This window comes from Rhizobium sp. SEMIA 4085 (assembly GCF_013004495.1).
Classification (GTDB): Bacteria; Pseudomonadota; Alphaproteobacteria; order Rhizobiales; family Rhizobiaceae; genus Rhizobium; species Rhizobium gallicum.
In genome coordinates, this window is record NZ_JABEPH010000661.1 from 1 (window position 1) to 1,353 (window position 1,353).

The window sequence follows — 1,353 nt, forward strand, 5'->3', positions numbered from 1 at the left end:
CCAGGGCCAAACGCTGCGCGTTCGGGTCGATGATGATGATCTTGCTGCACCGCCGGACCTTGGCGGCCATCACCGCAGCCATGCCGACCGCTCCCGCGCCGAACACGGCAATGGTTTGACCGATCTCCGGCTTCATGGCGTTGATGACGGTACCTGCTCCCGTTGCCATGCCGCAACCGAGCGGGGCCGCATTCGTCAGGTCGAAATCCTTGGGAAGCTGCGCGGCGTTGTTTTCAGTCGCCAGGATGTGGGTCGCGAAGGATGACTGGCCGACAAAGTTGCTGCCGATGCCGACTTCATCACACAGCAAGGCCTTCTTGCCGTTCGGACGAAGCCCCGTCAGATTGTACTGGGTGTAGTTCTGGCAGTTCATCGGGTGAGAGCGCCGGCAATCGCCGCAGAAGCCACATGAACTCTGGCGGAGCGCAACGTGGTCGCCCACCCTTAAACCTTGGACGTCCGCCCCGATGGCCTCGACGATACCAACACCTTCATGTCCCGGTATGACCGGGGCGGGAGGCCCAAATATCCCATCACGGAGCAACAGGTCGGTATGGCAGATGCCCGTGGCGACCGTCCGCACGAGAATTTCATTGCCTTCTGGATCCGCCAGCTCAAGTTCACGAAACTCAAGCGGAGCTTTCGGTTTTACGGCCACTGCCGCCGTTATCTTCACCATGCTTATCTCCTGCATTCTCCCGCGTTGACACCGGGAATGACATGTTTGGCAGATCCTTGCGGCTAGACGCGACCGACGCGTGCTCCGTAAATGATCGCAGCAAGCGCGATGATCCCGCCCTGGACGATCAGCTTGCCGGGCTCCTGGATGCCGAACACCGTCAACATCGCGAAGAGGAAACTGAAGGCGACGACCGCCACGAAAGGCCCCGCGACGCCACCGCGGTCGACGCCGAACGTCACCCCACCGAGAATCGTCGCGGCGAGAGCGTTCATGAAGGTGTCGAAGCCGGGCTTGAGCGTGCCAACGGCCAGAGCCGACACCTGAACCAGGGCGGCGATGCCTGTCAGCGTGCCCGCAAGCGTATGGGAGACAAAAATCGTGCGGGCCAGAGGTATGCCTGTTATCTCCGCCGCCCTCGGATTGTCGCCGACAGCGCGGAAGTAGCGCCCGAGGATCAAGAAGCGGAACGCTAATGCGACGAGAACGGAAATCCCGATCCAGACGATCACGGAGTACGACAGGCCGTAGATGTTCCCGCTCGTCAGGACGCGAAGCCAGCTTGGTGTCGAACCCGGTGCACGGCCCGAACTCATGAATTGGACGATCCCAATGAGGATCGCCGATACGCTCAGCGTCGCGATGACCGCGGAGGCGCGGACATAGGCCACGAG

1 protein-coding gene and 1 pseudogene are annotated in these 1,353 nt (G+C 61.6%); both read right to left on the reverse strand.

Features of this window, described 5'->3' with window-relative positions; genetic code table 11:
- The coding region (locus C9413_RS32160) for an alcohol dehydrogenase catalytic domain-containing protein (RefSeq protein ID WP_170251566.1) at nt 1-679 on the reverse strand (679 nt) is incomplete at its 3' end.
- A gap of 62 nt (nt 680-741) precedes the next feature.
- Nucleotides 742-1,353, reverse strand: a pseudogene (locus C9413_RS32165) (ABC transporter permease); the annotation flags it as partial.